28 protein-coding genes and 1 pseudogene are annotated in these 26,079 nt (G+C 39.2%); 19 read left to right on the top strand and 10 right to left on the bottom strand.

Annotation, left to right across the window (positions count from 1 at the left end):
* Positions 1-4: 4 nt before the first annotated feature.
* The 4 genes from N1I80_RS19785 to N1I80_RS19770 form a co-directional block, all read right to left on the bottom strand.
* Complete coding sequence (locus N1I80_RS19785; RefSeq protein ID WP_340739547.1) at positions 5-1,192, bottom strand: alanyl-tRNA editing protein; 1,188 nt, start codon at positions 1,190-1,192, stop codon at positions 5-7.
* Between the two features lie 334 nt (positions 1,193-1,526).
* Complete coding sequence (locus N1I80_RS19780; protein WP_340739546.1) at positions 1,527-1,892, bottom strand: hypothetical protein; 366 nt, start codon at positions 1,890-1,892, stop codon at positions 1,527-1,529.
* Positions 1,893-2,127: 235 nt separating this feature from the next.
* Positions 2,128-2,880 (bottom strand): hypothetical protein, encoded by a 753-nt coding sequence (locus N1I80_RS19775; RefSeq protein ID WP_340739545.1) that lies wholly within the window; start codon positions 2,878-2,880, stop codon positions 2,128-2,130.
* Positions 2,877-3,413 carry an RNA polymerase sigma factor gene (locus tag N1I80_RS19770; protein WP_340739544.1) on the bottom strand — a complete coding sequence of 179 codons (537 nt, stop codon included), beginning with the start codon at positions 3,411-3,413 and terminating at the stop codon, positions 2,877-2,879. The genes N1I80_RS19775 and N1I80_RS19770 overlap by 4 nt, the downstream gene beginning before the upstream one ends.
* Positions 3,414-3,595: 182 nt before the next feature.
* Between N1I80_RS19770 and N1I80_RS19765 the strand changes: the two genes are divergently transcribed.
* Positions 3,596-4,138, top strand: coding sequence for an NADPH-dependent FMN reductase (locus N1I80_RS19765; RefSeq protein WP_340739543.1), 543 nt, complete (start codon positions 3,596-3,598; stop codon positions 4,136-4,138).
* 70 nt (positions 4,139-4,208) lie between these two features.
* Here the strand turns inward: N1I80_RS19765 and N1I80_RS19760 are convergent, their stop codons facing one another.
* Together N1I80_RS19760 and N1I80_RS19755 are read right to left on the bottom strand one after the other, a co-directional pair.
* Positions 4,209-4,772, bottom strand: a complete 564-nt coding sequence (locus tag N1I80_RS19760) for a GNAT family N-acetyltransferase (protein WP_340739542.1) — start codon at positions 4,770-4,772, stop codon at positions 4,209-4,211.
* Positions 4,773-4,998: 226 nt separating this feature from the next.
* On the bottom strand, positions 4,999-5,892 hold the full coding sequence (locus tag N1I80_RS19755; RefSeq protein ID WP_340739541.1) for an EamA family transporter: 894 nt from the start codon (positions 5,890-5,892) through the stop codon (positions 4,999-5,001).
* Positions 5,893-6,244: 352 nt separating this feature from the next.
* On the opposite strand from N1I80_RS19755, the gene N1I80_RS19750 reads away from it, so the two are divergent.
* From N1I80_RS19750 to tatC, 11 genes are all read left to right on the top strand, one after another.
* Entirely contained in the window at positions 6,245-7,183 is a 939-nt protein-coding gene (locus N1I80_RS19750) for a carbohydrate kinase family protein (protein ID WP_340739540.1), read from the top strand.
* A 172-nt stretch (positions 7,184-7,355) separates the two neighbouring features.
* Entirely contained in the window at positions 7,356-7,556 is a 201-nt protein-coding gene (locus N1I80_RS19745) for a PLDc N-terminal domain-containing protein (protein WP_340739539.1), read from the top strand.
* Positions 7,553-8,452, top strand: a complete 900-nt coding sequence (locus N1I80_RS19740; RefSeq protein WP_340739538.1) for an ABC transporter ATP-binding protein — start codon at positions 7,553-7,555, stop codon at positions 8,450-8,452. Before N1I80_RS19745 ends, N1I80_RS19740 begins: the two co-directional genes overlap by 4 nt.
* Complete coding sequence (locus N1I80_RS19735; RefSeq protein ID WP_340739537.1) at positions 8,452-9,234, top strand: ABC transporter permease; 783 nt, start codon at positions 8,452-8,454, stop codon at positions 9,232-9,234. The genes N1I80_RS19740 and N1I80_RS19735 overlap by 1 nt, the downstream gene beginning before the upstream one ends.
* 54 nt (positions 9,235-9,288) lie before the next feature.
* Entirely contained in the window at positions 9,289-9,993 is a 705-nt protein-coding gene (locus N1I80_RS19730; RefSeq protein WP_340739536.1) for a CBS domain-containing protein, read from the top strand.
* Between the two features lie 168 nt (positions 9,994-10,161).
* On the top strand, positions 10,162-10,569 hold the full coding sequence (locus N1I80_RS19725; RefSeq protein WP_340739535.1) for a hypothetical protein: 408 nt from the start codon (positions 10,162-10,164) through the stop codon (positions 10,567-10,569).
* A 108-nt stretch (positions 10,570-10,677) separates the two neighbouring features.
* The gene (locus tag N1I80_RS19720; RefSeq protein ID WP_340739534.1) at positions 10,678-10,899 is read left to right on the top strand and encodes a DUF5342 family protein; all 222 of its coding nucleotides are present in this window, start codon (positions 10,678-10,680) and stop codon (positions 10,897-10,899) included.
* 186 nt (positions 10,900-11,085) lie between these two features.
* Positions 11,086-11,844 (top strand): gluconate 2-dehydrogenase subunit 3 family protein, encoded by a 759-nt coding sequence (locus N1I80_RS19715; protein WP_340739533.1) that lies wholly within the window; start codon positions 11,086-11,088, stop codon positions 11,842-11,844.
* 13 nt (positions 11,845-11,857) lie between these two features.
* Positions 11,858-13,570, top strand: coding sequence for a GMC family oxidoreductase (locus tag N1I80_RS19710; RefSeq protein ID WP_340739532.1), 1,713 nt, complete (start codon positions 11,858-11,860; stop codon positions 13,568-13,570).
* Between the two features lie 21 nt (positions 13,571-13,591).
* A complete protein-coding gene (gene tatA / locus N1I80_RS19705) occupies positions 13,592-13,792 on the top strand; it encodes a twin-arginine translocase TatA/TatE family subunit (RefSeq protein WP_340739531.1) in 201 nt (66 codons plus the stop codon).
* A gap of 8 nt (positions 13,793-13,800) precedes the next feature.
* Complete coding sequence (tatC, locus tag N1I80_RS19700; RefSeq protein WP_340739530.1) at positions 13,801-14,646, top strand: twin-arginine translocase subunit TatC; 846 nt, start codon at positions 13,801-13,803, stop codon at positions 14,644-14,646.
* 43 nt (positions 14,647-14,689) lie between these two features.
* On the opposite strand, the gene N1I80_RS19695 is transcribed toward tatC, so the two are convergent.
* Positions 14,690-14,821 (bottom strand): hypothetical protein, encoded by a 132-nt coding sequence (locus N1I80_RS19695; RefSeq protein WP_340739529.1) that lies wholly within the window; start codon positions 14,819-14,821, stop codon positions 14,690-14,692.
* Positions 14,822-15,062: 241 nt separating this feature from the next.
* On the opposite strand from N1I80_RS19695, the gene N1I80_RS19690 reads away from it, so the two are divergent.
* Together N1I80_RS19690 and nrdG are read left to right on the top strand one after the other, a co-directional pair.
* Positions 15,063-16,934 (top strand): anaerobic ribonucleoside triphosphate reductase, encoded by a 1,872-nt coding sequence (locus N1I80_RS19690; protein ID WP_340739528.1) that lies wholly within the window; start codon positions 15,063-15,065, stop codon positions 16,932-16,934.
* Positions 16,931-17,380: an anaerobic ribonucleoside-triphosphate reductase activating protein gene (nrdG, locus tag N1I80_RS19685; protein WP_340739527.1), complete on the top strand. Its 450-nt coding sequence runs from the start codon at positions 16,931-16,933 to the stop codon at positions 17,378-17,380. The genes N1I80_RS19690 and nrdG overlap by 4 nt, the downstream gene beginning before the upstream one ends.
* A 137-nt stretch (positions 17,381-17,517) precedes the next feature.
* On the opposite strand, the gene N1I80_RS19680 is transcribed toward nrdG, so the two are convergent.
* Positions 17,518-17,649, bottom strand: coding sequence for a hypothetical protein (locus tag N1I80_RS19680; protein ID WP_340739526.1), 132 nt, complete (start codon positions 17,647-17,649; stop codon positions 17,518-17,520).
* On the bottom strand, positions 17,646-18,935 hold the full coding sequence (locus tag N1I80_RS19675) for a helix-turn-helix transcriptional regulator (protein ID WP_340739525.1): 1,290 nt from the start codon (positions 18,933-18,935) through the stop codon (positions 17,646-17,648). The genes N1I80_RS19680 and N1I80_RS19675 overlap by 4 nt, the downstream gene beginning before the upstream one ends.
* Positions 18,936-19,429: 494 nt before the next feature.
* Here N1I80_RS19675 and N1I80_RS19670 point away from each other — a divergent pair, with 494 nt between their 5' ends.
* Positions 19,430-20,617 (top strand): YcaO-like family protein, encoded by a 1,188-nt coding sequence (locus N1I80_RS19670; protein WP_340739524.1) that lies wholly within the window; start codon positions 19,430-19,432, stop codon positions 20,615-20,617.
* A 96-nt stretch (positions 20,618-20,713) separates the two neighbouring features.
* Positions 20,714-21,607: a UPF0489 family protein gene (locus N1I80_RS19665; protein WP_340739523.1), complete on the top strand. Its 894-nt coding sequence runs from the start codon at positions 20,714-20,716 to the stop codon at positions 21,605-21,607.
* A gap of 34 nt (positions 21,608-21,641) precedes the next feature.
* On the opposite strand, the pseudogene N1I80_RS19660 reads toward N1I80_RS19665, so the two are convergent.
* A pseudogene (locus N1I80_RS19660) lies at positions 21,642-22,996 on the bottom strand (transposase).
* A 151-nt stretch (positions 22,997-23,147) separates the two neighbouring features.
* Between N1I80_RS19660 and N1I80_RS19655 the strand changes: the two are divergent.
* Genes N1I80_RS19655 through N1I80_RS19645 form a run of 3 tightly spaced genes read left to right on the top strand, consistent with a single transcriptional unit; the run spans position 23,148 to position 25,700 of the window.
* The gene (locus N1I80_RS19655) at positions 23,148-24,137 is read left to right on the top strand and encodes an ABC transporter ATP-binding protein (protein ID WP_340739522.1); all 990 of its coding nucleotides are present in this window, start codon (positions 23,148-23,150) and stop codon (positions 24,135-24,137) included.
* Positions 24,134-24,913: an ABC transporter permease gene (locus N1I80_RS19650; protein ID WP_340739521.1), complete on the top strand. Its 780-nt coding sequence runs from the start codon at positions 24,134-24,136 to the stop codon at positions 24,911-24,913. The genes N1I80_RS19655 and N1I80_RS19650 overlap by 4 nt, the downstream gene beginning before the upstream one ends.
* Before the next feature lie 28 nt (positions 24,914-24,941).
* Positions 24,942-25,700, top strand: coding sequence for an ABC transporter permease (locus N1I80_RS19645; protein ID WP_340739520.1), 759 nt, complete (start codon positions 24,942-24,944; stop codon positions 25,698-25,700).
* Positions 25,701-26,079: the final 379 nt, after the last annotated feature.

Here is a 26,079-nt window from a genome sequence, read left to right as displayed (position 1 = left end):
CAGTTCAAATTACTTGCTCAACCATTGCTTGTACTAACTCTTCGGCGGTTACCAGCTTCTCTCCACCACCTTGAACAAACGCATCATTGCCGCCGCCTTTGCCGTTAATAAGGGGAAGTGCAGTAGCTGAAACCTGCTTCATGCTCACTGCGATGGAAGATCCGCGCGCCGCGACAAACTGCAGTCTGTCTTCATTATCAGCAACGAGAAGTGCAATGACGTTCTCATTGTCTGTCACCAGCAACTTAGCGAGTTTTTGTAATTGTTGAACAGTACGTCCTGTAAATACGGCTTTTACAACGCCTTGATGCCGCGTATTCAACAGTTCCTTCGCTTCAAATGCTAACAACGTTTCTTGTGCTTCCTCTAGCGTTTTTTCAAGTGCATGATTAGTAGTTAACAGTTTTTCGATAGCTCCAGCAACGCCATCTTCAGGTGCACTTAACAATTGGGAGGCTGCCGTCAGCTGCTGATTTTTTTGTTGTAATTGCTGCAACACACGTCCGCCACAAACAAAATGTACGCGTACTTTGCGCTTTTGCTTTTCTGTCGATAAAATCTTCAGAGCACTAACTTGTCCCGTTGAACTTGGATGTGTCCCTCCGCAGCCGTTATCATCAAAGTTCGGAATGATAACTAATCGAATTTCATCCGTCACAGTCACCTGCTTCCGAAGTGAATACTGGTCAAGCTCGCCCTCCGTTACCCATTTAGTCTCAATGGGTCTGTTTTCAAGGATGACGTCATTCGCTAATCGTTCTACGGTTTTCAATTGTTCGGATGAAACCTCTTCCACGTCCAAATCAATAGAAACAATCTCTTTTCCTAAATGAAAACTAATCGTTGGAAATCCGAATAACTCAACAAACGCCGCTGACAAAATATGCTGCCCTGCATGCTGCTGCATATGGTCAAAGCGTCGCTCCCAGTCAATGACACCCTCCACTTCACCTGTGGCATCAAGGCTTTCCGCCACCATATGCCGGACCTCACCATCCACCTCTTCCACATGAAGCACTGAAATGCCATTCAACGACCCCATATCAGCGGGCTGGCCCCCACCTTCAGGATAAAAAGCTGTATTGTCTAACACGACATAGGGCTGCCCTTGCGCATCTTGTGTTGCTTTAGTAATGCGTGCCGTAAACGATTTGCAATATGGATTTACGTAATAGTACCGTTCTTTTAACATGACATCGTCTCCCACTCGTTATTTTTATCATTTTAACACAATGAAATTTCGCTTGTATCCTTCATATAGGTTGTGTTCTTTTTTAGTTTATAGAAAACGTAGTAAGGTCGTTTGTCAATGATATTTAGGTATTTGAAGACGTTAATAAGGAATAATAAGTAGGAGTAAAGTCTTGATTCGCCAATAATTCATGAATGAGCGCCAATAAATGGTCTGTGAACGCCAATATCTAGGTAGTTGGCGCCAATAAGTCGCCCACGAACGACAATATCCAGCGTATAAGCGCCAATAAACTTGCTGACAGATGATTTTATATCTAGCAAAAAGCCGTTCGTTATGTATCGAACGGCTTTTGCTGAGCTTCTTTTTTTATGATAGAAAGGGAGAGCTTTGAAATCAAATTCTCATACCTCTCAGGCCATACCTTTTTCATAAGTAGTGTCAAAAATAGCAGACACAGCAAAAGGATAAAAGAGAGGATGCTTGTTAGCTGGAAGAACAGTGTTTCTGAAAATCCGCCGTAGCCCATGGAAATCGTGATGCTACTAATCATAATAAGGGACAAGATGGGGAGTAGCTGAAAAAATACATCACTGTTTCTTTTTTTGACAAATCGCATCATATAAGGAGAAAGTACAGCAATCAGTAGTATATAAAATAGGATAACGAGTAAGTCGATGACGATTATGAATCTATCCATCTCTATCATGACCTCCTTGGAAAAAATGAGTTACTTAATTTATACCCAAGGATTTCTGTTATTATGCATGACTATACTCAAACTCTTTCCTTTGGCTGTGGCGGTCATAAAGTTGTGCAAGGTGGTCATAATCCTATTGATGCCGGTCATAAAGGGACCCAAGGCGGTTATAAAGTTCTCCGTAGCGGTCATAAATGAGTTAGGGGAACCGATTATGGCAGTTCCCCTCTGTTAATTATTCAACGATCTCAAAGCTCTTCAACATATGATGGAATCGTGCGCCGTGGCCTTCCGCGGCTTCGAGGAAGTAGTTTTCTGTAATGACGAAGCTACCTTGCTTGCCGTTGCTAATGACATAGGCTGTGACGACTTTACTTTTTGAATCATTGCCGGCCACGCCATGCAACCAGAACCCTTCAACCGGTTCTGTCACTGTTTCGACTGCTCGCAGCCCTGGAAAGTCTTTTTTTAATTCAGTTTCTATTTTACTGACGAGATCTTCGGGTGTTTCATCTGCAACTTGTTTAATTTCCATCGTTACTTCCGGATACTGTGCTGGAAGTGGTTCGATTGTTGTGATGATGTCGCTATCTTCGCTGTTCATCATTTTATAGCGTGTTTCATCAAGGTAAATCACGTAATCAGCGTTTGTTCCTTCATTCAAATGAACGTTGGTTTCTTCATCTTGACCTTCAATGCTTTGAATAATTTCTTTTTCAGGGGCGAATAAATCTTTAATGCCTTTCATAAATGCCGTTCCCGTATCCGTTGTGAAACTGAATACGATGGCAAGGGCTGCTGCCGCTGTTAGGATAATCGGAACTATACGATTTTTTTTCTTCATTTTCTTTACTTCTCCTCTATGTCTTGGTTTTTCGCTAAATAGTTCTTGTTCTAGTCCATTCCAAATTTCGTCCTCTAGGCTGTGCGCTTGTTGTTCTGTACGTTTATCCAAAGCTTCTTTTGCTCGTTTATCGACAGAGTTCATTGTGAATCACCCTCCTTTTCCACTAAATCTAGCTGTTCTTTTAGCCGTTTCCTTCCTTTGAATAATCGCGACTTCACGGTGTTGTGATTCAAATCAAGAATGTCTGCAATTTCTTTTTCGGTAAAACCCTTGATATATTTTAAAATGAGCGGAATCCGATGCAAATCATCTAACGATTGAATCGTATCGTATAAATCGGATAGATGATCAAAGGATTGTTCAGCTAGGGCTGGGTCATTTTCTAAATCAGGTTGTTCAAACTTAGAAAGAGGCGACTCTTTCTTCAATAATCGCAGACATTCATTCGTCAAAATTCGATAAAACCATGGATCGAATGGTAGCTCTCGATTATAGCTATTAATTTGTCGGTACACACGGATGAATGTTTCCTGCACAGCATCTTTCGCCATTTCACGGTTGCGTGTGATGGCAAAAGCTGTCCGAATTGCATAGTTCGCATAGGCCTCATAAAAATGGCGAAAGTACTCTTTATCGCCAGCCTGAATGTTACGGATCCAGTCGTTTGTATTCACTTTACCTTCACTCCTTTCAGAACAACGGCATTTTGTTGCTCTTACTATACTTACCCTTATTAGACTGAAAAAGTTTTCGAGGAGGTAAATTTTTTATCGCCTGAGCATCAAATCGTATGCTAATGGATGAAGTTGTGTAGAATAAAGGTTATGAATAAAAAAATTACAGGAGAGAGATACATATGAAAATTGTAGCGCTTGTGGGAAGTTTACGAAAAGGTTCATTCAATATGCAACTGGTGAAGACGATTGAACAGAGATATAGTCATCTGTTCGAGCTAGAAATTGCGGATATCGGCATTTTGCCACATTATAATGAGGATGATGAAAAGAACCCTGCTGAAGTAGTGAAGCAATTTAAACAGCAGATTGCAGAGGCGGATGCTGTCATTATCAGTACGCCTGAATTTAACTGGTCTGTGCCAGGAGTGCTGCAAAATGCATTGGATTGGACTTCAAGAGTGGAGCGTCCGCTTGTTGGCAAGCCTGTTTTACCGATGGGTGCATCTCAAGGGGTGCTTGGTACTGTAAGAGCACAATTACATTTGCGCCAAGTGCTGATGAGCATGGGCGTCAATGCAAAAATTATGCCGCCTGCGGGCAATGAGATCTTTATCGGAGCGGCGGGGCAAAAGTTTACCGATGGTGAGCTGACTGATGAGGCTACACTGGCATTTGTAGATGCCGTTATTGACAAGTTTGTTGCTTTTGCTAAAGAACAGTAATTGTTTTATGATGAAAAACCGCCCTATTGGTTTCTAATAGAGAAATCAATAAGGCGGTTTTTATGTTGATCTAAACCATCTTCACCATATGATGAAACGGCTCACCTATGATTGTCCACGGGGATACGATTTCGTAGCCGAGGCGTTTGTAGAGACGGATGGCAGGTTCTTTTTCAATTTCGACGTTCAAAGAAAGATTGGAAAAACCTGTTTGTTGTGCCACTTCTTCTGCATAGGCAAATAATTGAGAGCCGATTCCTTTACCACGAAAGGCAGGATCAATGCAGACCGTATCGATATACAATTCATCAGCCAGTGATTCAGCATCGACTTTAGTATTTGCTGCACCTTTTTTAGCAAGCCAATCACTTAAATTTCGATCGAGTGCAGGAGCATCTTTACCTGGGTATAAGACCATGATTCCCGCTACGGTATCGTCTAGTTCGGCAATATATGTATAGAGGTAGGAATGCCGATTGTCATTCCGCTTGAATAATTCGCAAAGCCCTTGATTCACCAAATCCCATTCCGTTTCTCCTGTCATTCGTTTGGCGATATCTCCAATGGCATCGATAATGAGGGGCGCGGCAGCTATGGCATCAGCTGGTTGGGCTTGTCGTATAGTCATTGTCATTTGTGGGATTCTCCTTTTCCTGTCATTATTATTGTAACAAAATGACTGCATTTAAGAAAAGTAAACAGCCCACTGCAAATGCAATGGGCTGTTTAGGTTATCGATTATATTTCAACATGATTCAGCCGAAGGGCAACCCTGGCTGAATCATGTTGAAGCCTCCGGCGGATGTCACAGATTTTGAAGGGAGTTAATTGCGTGGACGCAATTCAAAATCTAGACGCAATCACGCCGAGGCGTGATTGATTTTTCGCCGTTGCGCCAAAGTCGGTAATATCATGCCGACTAAGATAACGAGGATACCGCCAACTTGAAGAACTGTAAGTGTTTCGCTTAGCAAAATGACGGATGCAGTGACAGCCACGGGCAATTCCATCGCGCTTAAAATCGAAGTCATCGCTGTTCCCACTTTTGGTACGGCAATTGAAAACAGATAAATTGGAATGACAATCCCGAATAACCCGAGAATCAAACCATATATCCACAAGCCCCCACCGAACAATGTCCCGTTCCAGACGATTTCTGGTGTCTGGAAAAAGAAGATGGCAATTGCTGCAAAGAACGATGTGAACAGCAGACGTGTTTCTGTATCCATGCCTGCAACTTGTCGCTGGTTAATCATGACAAATGACGCAAAGCTGACAGCTGAAGCCATTCCCCATGCCCAGCCTTGCCAAGGAATCCCGCTAAGATCTGCATCAATCACACCTGCCGCAAGAATCGTACCAGCGAAAAGGAAGAGTAGTGAAATGACTTCAATCCGTTTCGGCAGGCGCCGCCTTGCGATACAGTCAAATAACATACCTACCCAAGTGAATTGAAATAGCATGACAACGGCAAGAGAAGCAGGCATGTATTCAATTGCTTGGCCATAGACAGTTCCTGTCGTTGCTGTAAATAAACCCGCAAGAAGCAGCGTATAGCCACCTCCGAATTTGGGGACTTTATGACGCACGATGATAAAAATAATAAGAGCTATGAAAAATCCGACGAAATATTGGCTTGTTACGGCTTCCGCAGCGGTGAAGCCATCTCGGATTGCTAGTTTAATAATTGTCGAAAGAATCCCGTAACAGCTTGCAGCAAAAACGATTAATAAAGGATACATCCATTGTTTCATAAAAAATCCTCCTGTTCCATTCGATTAGTATAGCACGGTTTGGGGGAAGTAAGCACGTCTGATGTCCGACCTCTTCCGATAAGTCATGTTCCATGATACGATAGGAAAAATGACTTTATCTAGATTCAGCAACTGCATTTGCAGTTGCTGAATCTAGATAAAGCCTCCGGCGGATGTCACGGATTTTTTTAGGGTAGCTTAAGAAGGCAGTCTAAGTGCGCGACGTCCTGTCGCAACAAGGAAGGATGTAAGTTCAATCCTTCCCCACTACATGACCTACTTCCTGTAAGCCCAAGCTCGAAAAAATCCGGACGCAATCACGCCGAGGCGTGATTGATAGGGGAGTACAATGATGACTAATAAGAGTAAAAAGCATGTGTTGATTTATGGAGATGCGTTCGTCGATTATATAGCGGAAGACCAGTCGAACTCGACATTTACAACGTTTCTTGGCGGAGCGACGGTTAATGTAGCGGCAGGTATTTCGCGGCTAGGTGCGGCTTCTGCATTTATTACGGTAACTGGGGATGACGAGACTTCGAAATTTGTGCGGGATGAATTGTGCAAAGAGGACGTTGATTTGTCGTTTGCGAAGCTGGAGAATGACAAGCGAGTGAGTGGAGTTTACGTGCATCTGACAGAAGGAAATGACCGCGTTTTTCACAGTTATGTCGATGAGACACCCAATATCCAAGTGGAGCCTTCTGATTTGTCTGAACAGGCATTTCAAGAGGCTTCCGTGCTTCATATTTGTTCAGGGACAATGTTTCAACCGACGGCCTTAAAGACCACGCAAGAAGCCGTTCGATTGGCGAAGTCCACAGATTTATTACTGTCGCTTGATGCGAATATTCGGCCACTTCGTTGGGAAAGTGAAGTGCTATGCCGCGAGACGATTATGTCATTTGTTGTCGGGACTGACGTATTGAAATTAACGGATGAAGAGCTATTTTTCTTAACTGAAACAACGACGCTTGAGATGGGGATCTCCAAGTTAGCGTCCTATCAAATACCTGTTATTCTTATCACAGCTGGGGAAATGGGGACATATGCTGTCATTGATGGCATCCTAACGCATGTTAGTGTTGAGCCGGTTGTACCTGTCGATACGACCGGAGCAGGCGATGCATTTATTGCAGGCATTTTGCGTCAAATCCATTTAAAAGGTCAGCCAAAAAACCGTGATGAGTGGATTGACTATATCGCATTTGGCAATAAACTCGGCGCACTTTGTGCGACAAAGCCAGGTGCATTGTCTGCAATGCCGAGGCTTGAAGAAATAGAAGAATGATGATGAAATCCTCCTTTTTACATAAGGAGGATTTTTTTGAATACTTAGTAGTAGCGGATGAGTTACTTCCTTCTAGATTTGCTGAATGGTTATTTTTTAATTTGTTCTATTCAATATAGAACAGAGCTGTTATACTTAGTATATAGCAAAATAAAGAGAGGATGTGGAGTGAATGTCTGAATTAGCAAGTATCCCATGGAATCTTATTCTACCGATTATTGTTCTTCAATTTATCCTAATGGTTGTTGCACTCATTGACGTTATTCGTCATCAGCGGACGAATGGTCCATTTATAATGTGGATTTTTATCATTGTCCTTGGTAATTTGATTGGACCGATTTTGTACTTTATTTTTGGGAGGCGGCAGGTATGACGCTATTGCTACAAGTAGATCAGTTGACGAAGAGGTATGGAGATTATACGGCGGCAGATACGGTTTCTTTTGAGCTAGAAGAACATACTTCCACCGCATTGATAGGACCTAATGGGGCTGGGAAAACAACAACGCTGTCGATGCTTGCGGGGCTTGTGTCATCGACAAGCGGAACGATTCAGTTTCAAGGGGATGCTAAGCAAGATATCCGGTCCATCATTGGATTTTTACCACAGTATCCAAAGTTTTTTCCATGGCTATCTGCACTGGAATTTACTGAGATGGCAGCACGCTTGAGTGGTGTAGCCGTGAAACAGGCAAGGGTAGAAGCAAAAAAAACACTGGAGTTTGTCGGTCTTGAAGAGGCACTAAACAAGAAAACGGGCACCTTTTCGGGGGGTATGAAGCAGCGGCTGGGGCTTGCACAGGCGATTGTTCATAAGCCAAAATTGTTATTGCTCGATGAGCCAGTATCGGCACTTGACCCAGTGGGGCGTCGTCAAGTAATGGACTTGTTGAAGGAGTTGCAACAGCAAACGACCATTTTATATTCGACACACATCTTGAATGATGCAGAAGAAATGACCGATCAACTACTGTTTTTACGCCAAGGAAAATTAGTCGAACACGGTTCACTCGATGAAGTGCGTTCACGTTATGCAGAACCGAGGATTATGATTGAATTTGAACGGTTGGAGGAATTACAGCGTTTTACAGCAGGGGCTAAGTGGCAAGTGTATGTAAAAGGGTTGACGGTCTCTATTGATGTTCGCCAAGAGCAGGTTGACATGTCGGAAGTGCTGACTCTGTTAAGTGCAGGTGTATTTTCAGTGCGAAAAGTTGAGCGGCAGACGGCAAGCCTTGAAGAAATATTTATGAAAGTGGCGGTGGTCTAATGGCTGGATTCGGTGTCTTGTTACAAAAAGAATGGCGTGAACATACTCGAAACTTCAAAGTGTTATGGATTCCACTTGTCTTTATTATTTTAGGTGTCCTGGAACCAATCACTAATCACTTTTTACCAGAAATTATGAAGAGTGTTGGCAACATGCCAGAGGGAATGGATTTCTTATGGCCGGAATTTCAAGGCTCGGATATTTTCATTTCTTTACTTGGGCAGTATCAATTCATCGGTATCCTGATTATCGTTCTTGCATGTATGGGGACAATTTCAAGTGAACGGAAAAATGGCACTGCGACATTGTTATATGTTCGCCCGATGTCTTTTCGAGCGTACTTTTTAAGTAAATGGCTTGTCGTCAATGCCCTTGTTCTTGGCAGTGCATGTCTAGGGTTCATGGCAGCGTGGTATTATATTGAGATTCTCTTCAATTCTGTTGATGTCGGATTGTTATTTGGCTTTATCGCAACGTATAGTTTGTGGCTTATCTTTGTTGTTACGGTTGTTTTAGCGCTTAGTGCATGGTTGCCGACAGGTGGTGCGGCAGGCTTGGCGATTGTGATTACACTTATTTATCCAGTTATTGATTCACTCATTGGTGTGTATTGGGCGGTGTCGCCATGGAAATTAGCGACTTATGCAACATACTGGTTTCAAGTAGATGCGGATCTGTCAGATTTATGGATGAGTGCTGGCGTAACAGTCATCGTCATCATTTTACTGTTGCTATTTGGCATTTTTATGTCGAAACGTAATGCAGCGAAAACAACTGTGTAATTATGCTCCCGTGGTATAATCCGTAAAAGGACTCTACTGACTGGAGGAATTCTAATGGTTGAACGCAATTCTGATCGTTTCATTATCGCCTTTAATCGTATTGAGAAATTGATGGAGAAGATTAGCGGTTTAAGCAGTTATATGCCTTTCTCACGATTAATTGATAAAACAAAAAATATAAATGCGGTGATCCGCAAGTTTGAAGTGGATTTACGAGAATGTGCTGATTTGCGCAATGCGATTGTCCATCGACGAACGGATGTCGATTACGCGATTGCTGAACCACATGATAATGTCGTTGAGCTTATCGAATATATTGAACGGGAACTGTCGAAACCCGTCATAGTCGGAGATTTGTTCCAGCGAAAAGTGCATACGCTACGGGCTTCTGATACGCTTGCGAAAGGCTTAAAGCTGATTCATGATAAGAGATTTAACCAAATTCCTATTTATGAAAATCGAAAGTTTGTTGGACTGATTACGGCAGCAGGTATTACGTACTGGCTGGCGGATAAAGGGACAGATGAAATCATTTCCCGGGAAATTCCGACGCTCCTCGACATTCACTACCATGAGAAGCAGAAGAATACGTACCGCTTCATTGAAAGAACTTTGTCTGTCTATGAGGCTGAGGAATATTTCAAAAAGGCCGTTGTCGGTGGAAAACGTCTTGAGGCACTTCTTATTACGGAGAATGGAAGGCCTGAAGAGAAATTGCTTGGGATTATTACACCACTCGATTTGATGAGAATCGATTAAAAAAGCAGTTCCCTATTGATGTGGATAGGGAGTTGCTTTTTTTGTATGAATTTTGAAGAACACTTGTTATGAAAGTAATAATTATGTTTTGAATGAAATTCGTATCAAAGAATCCGAATATTATGTATAATATTGTAGAAGAGTTCTTTACAGTGGGGAGGAGATGGCATGATACGAAAAGGTCGATTTGCTTTATGGGATAGTAAGGAGTTTGAACTTATATCTTATCAGCGAAGCTATTATTTGCGGTCAGAGAATCCAACTGATGTGCAATATGGTTTTAGAAAGATGAAGAATAGTGATCAAGCATTCATCAAGCCCATTTTAGTTGAAGAATTGGAAGATGCGTATGAGATTATTCCGTATGTAATGATTTTGGGGTACCGATTTGCAGTGACTAGGTATGATGAAAAAACGGAAAAAGTTATGCTTGTGACAGTCAATCCATTTGTGAAAGAAAAGATTGCTGTACGTCCTTATGGCAAATTTGAATACATAATTGAAGTTCCTTTAGAGGAAATAAAAATAGAAGAAGACCGAGTTCCAATCCTTGGATTTGAGGGTATACATTTTTGAAAAGGGACACTGTGCACATCGATAAATGAAGTCCTTGGAAATGTTAAAGAAATAAGAGGAATGGGTATAGTAAATAAGAAAACAAGCAATCGGAATGGAGGAAACAGAATGATCGAAAATTTCAATGTCCGGAAAGAATTGTTTGAAGATACTCAATATGAAACATTACACTTCGAGCTGACGCTAGATGGTAGAGAATACCAAGGTCATTATAAAGACGGTGAAGTAAATTGGTTCCAGATGCAGCCAGACCAAGAGAACCATGAGATGTTGTTGGAAGAATTAGAGTTAGAGGTAAAGAGAAAATTTGGAGAATGGACGGTGAGATAGAGGCTGATGTGGCATTGGTGGCAGAGGCTATGGAGTGAATATGGGGAGCTTTCCGTAAATGGGAGGCTTCTTTTTTATGGGCTTCATCTATAAAAATTCAACAAAATAGCCCTACATGGTATGAAAACTGGTTAACATTGGCATGCTTTGTTCTATATATACGTAGTTGTATGGAGGAGGATGAACATGACAGAAGATAAGAAGGGGTTGTCGAGGCGGGATTTCCTAAAGACAACTGGGATTGCGACGGGGGCTCTCGTAGGAGGGGGGCTCATTGGTGGACTTGTTGGTTATAACGTCAAAAAGGAAGGTCAAGTTGCGGGAACAGGGGGACATAAAGGGGCGGATGGTGAGCCAGTAGCTGTTAACAATCGCGGCTTAATGTTCTTCACGAATATGGCTGAATTCAATGTACTGGCTCAGGCGGTTGAACGGATATTCCCGGAAGATGACCTTGGACCGGGTGCTATTGGATTGGGCGTTCCGTATTTTATCGACAATCAACTAGCCGGAAACTACGGGAGCAATGTGAAAGAGTATATGCAAGGTCCCTTTTTTGCAGGTGAATCGACGCAAGGCTATCAAAGTAGGCTGACACGGGCGGAGATTTTCAGGCAAGGGATGGTCAGAATGGATGAGGAGGCGAAGGGACGGTTTGAGAAAAACTTTGTCGACCTTGAGGGACAACAAATGGATGAAATCATTACAGCATTTCAAAAAAATGAAGTCGATATGAAAGGGGTATCCTCAGAATTTTTCTTCAAGCTTCTGAGGCAGGCAACATTGGAAGGCGCCTATGCGGATCCGATTTATAACGGCAATGTGAATATGGATGCTTGGCGCATGAAGGAGTTTCCGGGGAATCAAATGACGTATATCGCCGAAATTGAAAATGATCAGTTTGTGAAATATGAACCAAAATCATTAAGCAGTATGGAACATTAAGGGGGAATCACAAATGGCCACAACATTGGATAAGGTAGACATCGTGACGGTTGGCGTCGGCTGGACAGGCGGTATTATTGCTGCTGAATGTGCAAAAGCGGGACTGAAGGTCGTCGGATTAGAACGGGGTAAAGACCGTAACACAGCCGACTTTTTAATGGTGCATGATGAATATCGATATGCCATGCGCTATGATTTAATGCAGGATTTATCAAAAGAGACCATTACTTTTAGAAATCATCGAAAGATGCGAGCATTACCAATGCGGCAAATGGGGTCTTTTCTACTTGGTGAAGGACTTGGTGGTGCAGGCACGCATTGGAACGGTCAAACATGGCGCTTTTTACCGTATGATTTTGAAATAAAATCGATGACGGATAAAAAATATGGCAAAAACAAGCTATCAGCTGACTATCAGCTTCAAGATTGGGGCATTACGTACGATGAACTGGAGCCTTATTTCGACAAATTCGAAAAGACAGCTGGCTTATCGGGGGAGGATAAAAATCCATTCGCAGGAAAACGCTCTTCCCCCTATCCAACACCCGCTATGAAAAAAACACCTATCTTGAAGAAGTTTGAAACGGCGACCAGTAACCTAGGATATACGCCTTTTATGCTACCATCGGCAAATTTGTCGGAGGCTTATACAAATCCTGATGGCGAATCTATAGCAGGATGCCAATATTGTGGGTTTTGCGAACGATTCGGGTGTGAATATGGTGCGAAGACGTCACCGGAAATAACGGTCATTCCTACGGCAAGAAAAACAGGGAATTTTGATATTCGTTTCCATGCGAATGTTGTGGAAGTTATGAAGCAGGGCGATAAAGTGACAGGTGTAAAGTATATTGACACCCAAACGGGAGAAGAATATATACAACCAGCGGAAGTTGTTGTGCTCACGAGTTATGTCATGAATAACGCAAAGCTGTTAATGGTGTCAGGCATTGGAGAGCAGTATAATCCCGAGACGCAAAAAGGGACTCTTGGCAAAAACTACGCCTACCAGGTTCTCCCGGGTGCTACAGGTTTTTTTGATGAGCAGATGAACGTTTTTATGGGGGCTGGGTCCCTTGGTATGACCATTGACGATCTCAATGGGGATAACTTTGACCATAGTGATTTAGATTTCATTCATGGGGGAAGTATTTCGATGACTCAGACAGGTACTCGTCCAATTCAGACAAACCCAATCCCACCTGATACGCCTACATGGGGAGCTGAATTTAAGAAAGCCTCGATTTATAACTATACAAGAACGCTGAATGTTTCAACAGAAGGTGCATCGATGCCTCATAAGGAAAATTTTATGTCACTTGACCCTGATTATAAGGATGCGTATGGTGTGCCGCTACTCCAGTTGACGTACAATTTCACCGACCAAGACCGAAATTTACACAAGTATATCACGGAAAAGACGAGCGCTATTATGAAGGAAATGGGTGCAAAGACGGTGATGCCGGGAAGTCCCATTACAAACTACGATATCGTTCCTTATCAGACAACACATAACACAGGGGGAACAATTATGGGGGCAAGCCCCGATAACAGTGTCGTCAACAATTATTTACAGCATTGGAATGCCGATAATCTCTTTGTAGTAGGCGCTGGAAACTTCGCGCATAATAGTGGTTACAATCCAACGGGAACGGTTGGTGCACTTGCTTATCGAGCAGCGGAAGGAATTATCAGCTACAGTAAAAATGGCGGTTCACTCGTATAAGTATGAAAGGAGACATTCGAAATGAGTTTAGCAAGTATCGGTGTACCTGGTTTAATTATCATCCTTGTGATTGTTCTCATCTTGTTTGGGCCGAGAAAGCTGCCGGAAGTGGGTGCGGCGGTTGGTAAAACGCTCGCAGAATTTAAAAGGTCCGCACGGGATATTATGGAGGATGATGAGCTAGCCTCGAAGGACTTAGAAAAAAAGCGCATCGATAAGTAGGTGATGGCATGGATCCTTATGGCGACCATAATCGGAAAATTTTAAGTCCATTGGATAAAGTCGTTGTTGAGAAGCAGGAAAAATTGGTTGAAGTAAAAGAAAGTGTTGTCGAAGTAGTGCATGAAGAACCCGAACTGGATTTGAACAGCAACCCCTCGCTAGTCGATCATCTGACCGATTTGAGGAAGCAGCTAGTTAAAGGTGCAGCTGTTTTTCTGTTCTTTCTTATCGTAATCTTTTCGACCATCAATTTCTGGTTTCCTTATGTCACTAGGGGCCATGAGCTAATTATTCTTGGTCCGCTGGAAGTTGTAAAATTTTATATGTCCATTTCAACAGCTTTGGCCTTTGGGTTAACATTGCCATTCCTTAGCCACTTTCTTTGGCAATTCGTAGAGCCGGGATTGAACGAACGAGAAAGTCGATTTCTGAGTTTATATTCCCCAATCATGCTACTGCTCTTCCTTATAGGCGTGTCATTCGGTTATCTTGTTGTCAATCCACTCAGTTATCAATTTCTCGTTGCACTTGGAGCGGTCAATTTCAATGTGATGGTATCAGCACAGGAATATATCGGTTTTCTGCTGATGACAACGATGCCCATTGGTCTATTATTTGAGCTCCCCATTGTTGCGCTGTTTTTGGCAACAATTGGCTTACTCACTGCAGAATCCATGAGAAAAGTCCGTAAGTGGTCGTATCTTGCGATTGCGATTGTTTCGGCTTTAATTACACCGCCTGATTTTGTCAGTCAGCTCCTTGTGCTTATTCCGATGGCATTGTTGTATGAAGCGAGTATTTATATCGTAATGTATGTAGAGCGACGGAGTGCGGTTGCGAATGAAACCTTATAAAAAGTCGGCACCCTAAATGCGGGCTGCCGACTTTTTAGTTACTTTAAGAATTTTTTTGCATGCCACTTTTTGGTGCGAGTGATTCAAATTGCTTCATCAATTTGTCTCTGGCTCCTTTATTTCTCATTAAATAGGCCGCGCCAAGTCCAAGTGCCGTCATCGCTATTTTGTTCATAGGAATTGTCATCTCCTTGTCCTTGTATTTTTGAATCATCTTACTATGCCCGTGTTCTGAGATGCTAATCGAAAAATGGGTAAGAAGATTGTTCCATTCTACGTTTATTTCCATTTAATTGGTATTTAATTACGCGGAAAACTACATATAGATGTAATTTGTGATTTTAATCACTACATATTGATTTGAACTGTAGGATAATAACTATTTGTAGAAGTGAAAAAAGAACAGGAGGAATAGCATGGACAACCTAACACTGGAAAAGTCATCAGCTACAGCATTACTGGCCGCATTTGCAGACATTGTTGAGGCTGAGAATCAAGATCTCCTTCAGGAAAATGCCAATGTAGATGGCAAAACACCTATGGGGCAAATGGGCAAATTTGCATCGGAAGGCAGCAAGCATTATGCAATGGAATTTTTGCTGCGCCCTATAGTTAAACAAGCAATCGAAGAAAATTATCTTCATCCTCATGATTTGGATTTTATGGCAACGGGAACGACAACATGCTGTCAAATCCCTTTAGGATCTATTTTAAAGAGTGGCTTTAATACGGGACATGGACATATGAGAGAGCCCAATGATATCAGCAGTGCGATGGCTTTGGCCTCTATTGTTTTCCAGTCCAATCAAAATATGCAGCATGGTGGTCAAAGCTATCCGATGTTCGATGTGGATTTGGCGCCTTATGTTCAAAAAACGTTTCAGAAAAATAACAAGCGGATAGCAGCTTACCCAACTACCTTAACAGACGAGGAAAAAATTGAACTAGCTTGGCAGGAAACGGACCGAGATGTGTACCAGGCCTGCGAGGCATTTATCCACAATTGCAATAGTATGCATAGTCGGGGTGGCGGTCAGGTTCCATTCGTTTCCATTAACTACGGAACGGATTGCTCGCGTGAAGGAAGAATGGTTATTAAAAATATTTTATTGGCGACGCAGGCTGGCTTAGGAAAAGGAGAAACGCCTATTTTTCCAATTCAAGTTTTTAAAATGAAAAAAGGCGTTAATTTTGATAATGATGAACCTAATTATGATTTATATCAACTGGCTTTGGAAACAACAGCGAAAAGACTTTTTCCGAATTTTAGCTTTATCGATTCAACGTTTAACTTACCGTTCTATGATGGTTCACCTGAATCAGAAGTCGCTTATATGGGGTGCAGAACGAGAGTAATGGCTAATTTGCATGGGGAAGAAAATAGTATCGGCCGTGGGAACTTGTCCTTTACATCTATTAACCTAGTGAAAATCGCACTAACCACTAGTAGTTATGAATCGTTTGTTGGTAAATTAGATTATTATATGGACGTAGCCATTCAGCAATTAGTAGATCGCTATCAGTTTCAAATAAAGAAAAAAGCGCAGCATTTCCCATTTTTATATGCTCAAGGTGTTTGGAAAAATGGTACGGAATTATTAGCAGAGGAAACGTTAGAGGAAGTTCTCAAGGAGGGTACACTAAGTGTCGGTTTTATTGGGCTAGCAGAGGCATTAGTTGCGATGCTGGGACAGCATCATGGGGAAAGTGAAGAGGCTTATGAAGCTGGTCTGTCCATTATTCGCTTTATGCGTGAGAAGATGGATTGGGCGGCTGAGGAGCATGATTTAAATTTCACGTTAGTCGCAACTCCCGCGGAAGGCTTATCGGGGAAATTCACACGGCAAGATCAAAAGAAATTTGGTAAACTGACAGGCATTACAGATAGAAGCTATTATACGAATTCCTTTCATATTCCTGTCTATTATCAATTGAAAGCGATTGAAAAGATAAAAAAGGAAGGTCCTTTCCATGGACTTTGCAATGCGGGACATATTTCGTATATTGAATGTGATGGCGATGTTTCTAAAAATATTGCGGCACTCGATACGATTGTGAAGGCGATGGCCGCTGAAAATATGGGCTACGGTTCCATTAATCATCCCGTTGACCGCTGTAAATGCTGCGGGCATACAGGCATTATCGATGTAGAATGCCCTAATTGCCATAATGCAGATGAGCAGTACATTGAACGAATTCGACGCATTACGGGTTATCTTGTTGGGGATATGAGCAAATGGAATTCCGCGAAATCTAGTGAAGAAAGCCAGCGCGTGCGTCACCAATGAAGGTTATGAATATCCTCCACGATTCTGTTGTCGATGGAGAGGGTTTGCGAACGGTTATCTTTTTTGCAGGCTGTCCGCATGGCTGTGTAGGGTGCCATAATCCTGCTAGCTGGAAAATGTCGAATGGTGTTGAGATGTCGTTGGATGAAATCTTGCTGGAAATTCAAAGTAATCCCATGACCAATGTTACGTTGTCCGGCGGTGAGCCTTTTATTCAAGCAAAAGAGGTTAGTGAGCTAGCGAGAAAGATTAAAGAAATGGGTAAAAATATTTGGGCGTATAGTGGCTTTACGCATGAAGAAATATTGACTTCTACAGACCCGTATAAAAGGGAGTTATTAAGCTACTGCGATGTCCTTGTGGATGGTCGTTTTGTATTGAAGGAAAGAGATTTGTCGCTTACGTTTAGAGGAAGTCGAAATCAACGAGTTATCTACCTTAGCTAAAATAAGCGGAGTCCCATGTTAAAGGGGGAATTCACGAAGGATTGTGTTGTAGATGCTGAAATAAGCTGGGTGATTATAATAAAAAACCACTGCTATCTCATTTAAAAGTTCAAATGAGATAGCAGTGGTTTAGTTGATTAGATAGAGTTATCTGCTGGATTGATAGATGTGATTTCAGGTTTTGCGTCGTCAGCCATGTCATTTCCTAAAAAAGTAGTAGATACGACAAAGCCCAATAGGCATGCAAAAACTAATAAGACACTTTTCATGTTAATTCCTCCCATTGTTTTACTTTTCGATGTGTTAAATGGTATTCAAATCCTTTTTGATAAAAGGTGGTCGCTAATTTGAATTGGTTCCTCTGCGCTAATTTTTCAGCTAGAATATTGCAGTACACAAAACAGCGATAGTAATTTTGCTTCTCTTCAAAAAAGTGAAGCGCAGGTTTGAAGATAGCAACAAGATTGTTTTCATTAAATAACAGTGCTTTGTAAATTGCGAAATGATGGTTGTAAGGATTTTCATTGTGCTTAGGCAGTTGTTCGAGTAAAGTCATTCCTTTTTGTACCCACTCTTTTGCAGTTTCGATATCGTCTATTTTTTTATACTCTTTTACAATAGATAAAATAGTAATGACCTGGTTTTCGGACGTATCATTTGCGTGAATGCTTTGATTGAAATGATGCAAAGAGCGCTCACTATTTCCTAATAGTGAATAACAGGTGCCAAGATTCTGTTCAATGACTCCACTAAACGTAGAGATCTCCGTATTTCGCATGATCTCTTTTGCGCGTTTAAACGTTACAAGTGCATCCTCCACATCCCCGCTATGCTTTTGAGCAATTCCAAGAATGAGTAAAGCCTCGATGGAACGTTTTGCTAGCATGTGTGTATTGAAATAGACAATAGCCTCCTGCGTATGGTCAATCGCCAAAATGTAGCGGTAATCGGATAAGGCTGCGAGGCTTAACACGTAGTGAAGCTCTGCCATTTCCCAATCTTCCATCCGAGATTCTTGTGATAATTTATAGGCATCTTTGAATATAGTCAGCGCATTTGTAAAACGATTTTCTTTATAGGCAATAATCCCTTGGATTATGTATAGGTGGAATTGCTGATTATTCGATAGTTCATTTTTTGTGGCTACCCAAATATCTAGGCTCCCCTTGATAGCTAGTACATCAGTTGAAGTCATTAACAGCAAGCGATTTTCCATTAGCAACAAGTCAAATCTGTAGTCATAGAGTGGATGTGTTTCCATATAGTGCTGGATTTCCCGGCAAAGTGACTCCGCAGCTAGTTTATCACGTCGATTAATGACACCTTGAAAGTGTTCACGAAACTGTATGAATTGTGCAGGGGATGAGTTGTTTACCGTACTTTCAAGCGAGATATTCAATCTTTGCAGAAGTTGCTGTTGAACAAAGTCACTAGGAGCTGTTGTACCGTGTTCAATTTTACTCAAATGCGAAGTAGAACAAATGTTATAAGCTAGAGTTTCCTGCTTCATGTTCTGTTTCAGCCGTTCCATTCGTATAAGCTGTCCAATCTCCAAATTATTTCACCACCCATACTTTTCCGTATAGTTCAACTTTACCATAAAAATAAAAGAAATCTATAGAAATAGGCCAAATGAAAGTTAGAAAATAAATGATGAAATAATTGCTGTTTTTCCATTAACTTTCCCAACCGAAAGTTGTTGAATTTCTGAGTTGTCTGATTTATCGTGAGAGGTGAGAGATCCGGCCGGGTTCACTCAATTTAATTTTAAATAGGGTAATATTTAAAATAGAATGAGAAAGGAGGAGTTGTTAATTATGGGAAGTAGACGTAGTGAAGTTACAAATAACCCCACTAATTTTGCAATAGAAGACTTTGAGACAGAGCTTGATTTTTTCTTCAAAGAGGTCGACGAAGCCGTGGATGAAGAAGTTTAATTTTAAAAAGCCGCTTTAAGCGGCTTTTTAAAATTTATTAAATAAAATAAAAAGCATACAGATTTATTAAATAACTTCTTTATTTCTTTTAAAATGCAATGGGGGGGTTAATGTGAAGAATTTTGAAAGAGACAATTCAGTTGATGTTGCAATTAATAATGCAATGAATGAATTCAGGAACATAAATGTTTCATATAAAATTTCTCAGTACGGTGAAACATATATGACGACTATTATAGAGTTAGATAAAGTAGATTTAGCTAACGAAAATTATAGAGGTAATGGGAAAGGGATTGGAGAACAATCTCTAGCGAGTGGATTATTTGAAGCCCTAGAACATTATTTGGGTTCCCCTAATGTCATCGCCAGAGCAGTAATACCGAAAAAGATCTCCCAGCTCTATTGTCAGGAAAATGTAAACAATGAATATCCTATAAAAATGCTTTACCAACAGAACCCTGAATTTATAGTGGATTGCGAAACTTTTATTGAATATGGATCAAATAGTTCGAAAATTTTCTACCCGGCCTTTTTAACTCATCCCATGTATTCACAAAAAAGTTTAAACGGTTCAAAGCTCAGGCTCTATTCAACGAATAATGGGACCTCTGTAGGCTTAAATTTAGAAGAGGCATTATTACATGGGATAAATGAAGTTATTGAAAGAGACTCTATATCAGTTCATCTTATTCAAACCTTTATTTCATCGAAAAAAAATACGATAAAGGTCATTAATCAAGATTCATGTCCTTCTTTTCTAAAGAAATTAATAGATGAGTGTAATACCACTTTGGAAAACTTGAAAATCATTGATATAACAAGCGATTTATCTATTCCAACTTATTTAGTAAAAGGAAATAAAAGAGGGAATGAATTACCTATAGTAGGTACCGGTTCATCTATATCTGTAAAATATGCTTTGGAAAGAGCTTTATTAGAATGCCTCCAATCGTACTATTTACATGATGAAACTTTGGAAAAAGAAGATCGAACAAACCTGGATAAACTAGGAAAATATAAGCCGCTTTTAAATTGTCTTCTGTTGAATTATGAATGCAGTGAAAAGTTGATAGACTTTCGTGACTACCCAATTGAATCAGAAAATTTAACTTTAAGAGACCAACTGGACAAGATTAATATGTCTTTGAATAAAAATGGATATAAAATGTTTTTCAAAACTATTTACAAGTCCGAAAACTTATTCTGTATAAAAGTAATAGTACCGGGACTTGAAAAGTTTCATTTAGTAAGATCAGGAGTAGGATTACCTTTATCCAGTAGAGGAGAAACCTTTTTATGAAAAGTAAGATTTTTCCGCTTCCTAACACTTCGATGCTAGGATTCCAAAAGAACGATTTTATATTGTTTTTACTCGAAAATAGGGAGGAGGACTATTATGTTAATCACAATCGAGGAGCATAATGAAGCATATTTAGCTATTACTTATCTTCACCTAAAGGGAATAATAAAAAAAAGTTGTCTTTTACATATAGATGAACATCACGATTTAGGAAGAGTGATTGTTAATAAGGATATGTTACATCAAAATGATATACAGAGTATTAAAAAGATAACTTATGAACAGCTTAGAGTATCAGATTATATTCTACCTTTAATTTATAAAAATATTATAGATAAAGTGTTCTGGATTAATAATAATTCTAGTACTAAAACATTGAGCTTTAAAGTTGTCGAGGAATCTTACTATAATGATTTAATTCTTACTTTAAGAAAAGAACAAAATAAACAAAGTAGTAAAAATACTTTCGAACTAACATTACTTGAACTAAATAAGAGTAATATCATAGATTTTAATCTTGATAACTGGATACTCAGTGTTGATTTGGATTATTTCTCCTGTGATGATGAAGCTGGAGAATATACAGAGATAGAAATCAATAAAAAAACCTATGAGGAACATATCCATAATAAATATAATAAGTGGAAGCTCCATTTTGGAAGGAAAGTAAATTTCGAAAGAAGAGATAATCAATACTTCTTAACCTATCGTGAAATAGATGGTCCTTTAGAGAACAAAGAAAAAGGTTATGATCATATCAGTATGAAAGTGGAGAAATTAAAAGGATTTTTAATTAACTTTAAAAGTAAACCCAAAGCAATTATTATCTGCCGATCACTTAAAAGTGGATATACACCGAAAGAAAGTTTTGAATTCACGGAAAACTTAGTACGTAATATGATATATGAAATATTTAAAACCAATGAGGAAGTAATAGATATTAATTATCTATTGAATCAATTTCATAAATCATCTTTTTCAAGAGCGTAGACTGCTCCTCTATCAAAAACTACGTTTTTAAAAATTAAGCAGCTGTGTTTTGTGTTTGTAATAAGGCATTCATTCGATCCACTGCCAATTTGCAGGCATTATAAATAAACGTCACAAGGTTGAAATGCAGTTTTGCTTTTTCACCTGTTCGGTGACGGACATTGTTCAATTGAAAGTATTCTTTTAAATAGGCGTTGACGCGTTCTACTGCGGTCCGTTCTTTATAAAGTTTCTTCCATAATTCTGAGCCGCGTGCTGGGTACGTATATTTTCGAATATCCGTTTCACATTGATTTTAAACACCTTTTGACACAGTGAATCCTCTCGCAATGGACAGGTTTCACACTCTTTCGGGCGTGTAAATTTTAATGTACGGTATTTCTCATCGAAGCTATCGTAACAGTAGCTGTGCTCACGTACACAAGTGGGGCGAAAATGGTCATCGAATCCTATATATTCACCTTCATTTCGCACATTGTATGGAATCACGACACGCATCGTTTGCGCCACTGCCTGCTTATAGATGGGTTCATAATCATAACCTGCATCGAATAACGCTGCCGTAAACTGGTTTGGCAGGATGGCATCTATTTTTTTCAATAGCGGGATAGCCGCTTTACTGTCAGATAAATTACCTGAAGACATAAGGCGACCTACAATATACTGGCTTTTCGATGAAACAGCCAGATGTCCTTTAAAGCCGTACCAGAACGTATTTTTACCGTCACTATTTTTCTTGACGCCCCACTTCGGCTGGATCGGTATGTCTTGCCAAAGTGTTTCAGCTGAAATTGACAACTGGGCTTCCAGTTTCTTTTCGTAGGTGGATAAATTCGCTTCGATTTCAGCTTGTTCAGCGAGCCAAGCTACCTGTTCTTCTTTTGTTTTACGTCCACGTTTCTTCGGTGGCTTCGCTTCTTTTTTCTCGGAAGGAATGGATGCGTCACGTGCTTCGAAATGCGTCGCATCGAAGGCAAGGTGTTCATCACAAAGAAAGCCTTCTGAAAAGGCAGTTTGAATCAGTTCATCCTGCATGTTATCCAGCACATCAGACTGGCTAATCACACTGATTATGCGAGAATAAGTAGCCTCCGAAGGGACTGAGTCTGAGACAAGAAATCCGCAATCTAGACGGAAGAAAGGATCGTTGACTAAACGTTGTCTTAAATCCTTTACGGTTGGGATGCGTTCGACAATACGAATCATCAATGACTGAATCATCGCACCGTAATTACATTCACGCGGAGCACCACGCAGCGTCTTTTGGGAAAAGAGATGAAAGATTGGTTGTACATCGAAAGTGGCAAAAATCGCATCAAAACGATGTGAGCTTTCCATTTCGAATAATTGTTGGATGTCAAACAGGCTAATTTGTTTTATAATGGTCATGAGGCATTCACTCCATTCGATATTGGTTGTTTGGTCACTACCATTATACCGAATTTGGGGAGGTGTCTCATTTTTATTGGATTGAAACCCATGATACCAAAGGGATAGGAATTATGAAATTAACTCATTAGAAAGCAGATAGGGGATTATTATGATTTATGCGAAAAATATCAACTATACATATGAAAGCTATGAAAAGTCGGAGGGGTTACGGGCTTCTTTTAAAGATTTCTTTTCAAGAAAAAAAATAGAATTACATGCATTAAAAGATATTAATTTAAATATTCATCCTGGGGAAATGATCGGATTACTAGGACCCAATGGAGCTGGTAAAACTACTTTAATGAAAATTTTAGTTGGATTAATATACCCTAAATCTGGCGAATTACATGTGATGGGTAAAGTCCCTTACAAAAAAGAACGTGCGTTTCTAAAAAATGTAGGACTTGTTTTAGGTCAAAAAAGTCAACTAATTTGGGATCTCCCCCCGGTCGATACCTATAGAATGTTAAAAGAGATTTACGAAATTAATCAAAAAGATTATGAAACCAGATTAAATAAGTTAGTTAGTCAATTGGGCGTTTCAACAAAGATCAATACACCAGTCCGAAAACTTTCACTTGGTGAGAGAATGAAGTGTGAACTAATCGCATCTTTTTTACATCAACCAAAGCTGTTACTACTAGATGAACCAACAATAGGATTAGATTTGGCAAGTCAAAAGTCAATTTATTCATTTTTATTAGAAATGAATAAATTTGAAAATACTACAATAATTATTACAAGTCATTATATGAATGATATAAAAGCACTATGTGATAGATTAGTTATTATTTTAGATGGTCAGGTAACTTATGATGGAAAGACAAGTGCACTGACGGAACAATATAATAGTGATGAGGTATCAATTAAACTTAACATTGATCATAAAACCTATGAAAAATTGATATTTCCTTTTAAAAATATTCAAATTGAATATGAAAATAATATTCTCTCTCTAAATATTGATAGAGAAAAGGTAACCGAATTGGCTCAATACTTATTAGAAAATCGAATTGAATTTACAAACATTAAAATAGAAGAAGTAAACTTAGAGGAGATAATATATAAAATTTTTTCAGAAAAGGATTCAGTAGTATGAATAAATACAATAGTGTTTTTACTAATCAAATAAAAATATCGTTGACTTATAAATGGAATATTATTTCAGGGTTTTTCGTTCAATTTTTTCAAATAATAACGTTTTTATTTGTATGGAGGGCTATATTTATGGGAGGAGGAAGTGTAGAAAGTTATTCATTGAATACAATGACAGAATATATAATAATTGTAGCCCTTATTGGTGTCATATTTTCTTCGGAACATATCTTTCGTACATCTGGCCTTGTAAGAAATGGGACACTAACAAATATACTTTTCAGACCTTATTCTTTTCATATTGAAAACTTTTTTGTTTTTTTTGGAAAAAAAGTAATTGAAATTCTTATACTTATTTTTGTGATAATTGGATTGATATTTTTTGTGAATTTCAAGTTTAATTTACCGAGTTATTTAGATATCTTATTGCTTTTTTCGAATTTTATCCTTCTCTTCATTTTTGGTGCAACTTTAGGTAACTTAAGTTTTTGGGTTATTCAAATGTGGCCTATGAAGCCTTTATATGGATCTTTAATGGCCATTTTGGGAGGAGGGCTTTTTCCATTAGATTTACTACCAAACTATTTGGGTAAAGTAATTGAAGTTTTACCATTTTCTTTATTTGGATATGTAAATGCAAAATTGATACAAGGTAATTTAAGTACGGAACAAATATCATATTTTTTGTTAGCATCTATTACTTGGATATTGATATTTACTATTATTTATATAATAACATGGAGATTAGGTCTAAAAAATTATGAAAGTGTGAATATGTAAAATGATTAAGTTATGTAGAATAATTAACATGTTTATTTCTCAAAGTTTTTCTCAAACATTAGCATATAGAACAACTTCAATTTTTATTGTGGTGTTTGGAACATTATTTTCTTTAGGAGAAGTTATTGGTGTCTTTGTTTATTACAGTTACACGGACAATATATTTGGATGGGATAAAAATTCCTTTCTTTTGTTAATTGGTACATTCTCATTAATTCAATACATTTACCAATTTTTATTTATATTACAACACGAAGAGCTTATGGATAAAGTTATAGAGGGAGAATTGGATTATGATTTAATTAGACCTGTCGATTCGCAACTTTTATGCAGTTTTCGATTATTAGATATACCTAGTCTAATTAATATGATTATTCCCCTTGCTTTAATTTTCTATTCAATAAAAAATCTGGATAACAATATTCATGCTATCTATTTTGTCCAATATATTTTATTTTTATTTATTGGTGTTCTATTCTATTATCTTTTGAATCAATTTTTTGTATCACTTTCTTTTTGGATTGAGAGACCAGGAAAATTAATTGGATTACCAGAGTATCTATTTGACTTGGCTAGTAGACCAAGATCAGTATATCCAAAATATTTACAAATAGTTATTGTATTTATTATTCCTGTAGTATCTGCTACAAACACCCCTGTTAATTTTTTGAGGGGAAATGTTGATATAACAGCTTTAATTTCATTGTTAATTTTCACATTTATTATGTTTTGGATTGTAAGAATACAATGGATCAAAGGCATTAAAAGATATGCATCAACTAGTTAAATAATTATATATCAGGTCTTTACTTAAATTGACCTAAAAATTTAGTGAAAACGGCTGGCGAGGCTACGAGTAATTATCGCTAAATTATATTATTTAATCATTCTAGGTCAACACTTAAATACCGATTAAAACCTTACGCCGTTCATCGTCTATTCAAAACAAATGATCCTTGTAATTATGCTCATCCTCACTATTTTCTACTAGTTTAGCTATCATCGCCCGAATTTAAATTCTTGGGAAGCGCATGAAAAAGCCTATGAGCATTTGAAATATCGTGCTGAAGAGTGGGGTTTAGGTACTTATTGGCGTGATATTGATATCGAGGAATTAGAGCAAGAGGAACTACGTACTGTTTTATGGAGTGAAGGTGGAATTTTGG

Origin of the sequence: Sporosarcina sp. FSL K6-3457 (assembly GCF_038007285.1) — a bacterium.
Classification (GTDB): Bacteria; Bacillota; Bacilli; order Bacillales_A; family Planococcaceae; genus Sporosarcina.
This window is presented reverse-complemented; position numbering and strand designations above follow the sequence as displayed.